We start from the raw sequence: 224 nt of genomic DNA, 5'->3' as shown, positions 1-224 counted from the left end.
ATGCATCGGACCAGATAGTAACAAGCACCATTGGCGGTGCAAAGCTGAGGCTGATAACAGTGGTGTTCCGCGGATGGGAGATTGTAGAGATGGTGGAGAGTTTTTAATAAACAGCAAAAGTGAAAAGTAACATGAAAATAATTCCATACGGTATCAGCGATTACGAAAGAATCAGCCTGCAAGATTATTATTATGTGGATAAGACCCGTTTTATCCCTTTGGTA

General features: G+C 41.1%; 1 protein-coding gene. It reads left to right on the top strand.

Going from position 1 to position 224, the window contains the following annotated elements; genetic code table 11:
* Positions 1 to 131 precede the first annotated feature (131 nt).
* Positions 132 to 224, top strand: a 93-nt coding sequence (locus D0T85_RS23260; RefSeq protein WP_163215659.1) for an AAA family ATPase, incomplete at its 3' end; no start/stop codon positions are given.

This window comes from Bacteroides sp. 519, from assembly GCF_010500955.1.
Taxonomy (GTDB): domain Bacteria; phylum Bacteroidota; class Bacteroidia; order Bacteroidales; family Bacteroidaceae; genus Bacteroides.
This window is presented reverse-complemented; position numbering and strand designations above follow the sequence as displayed.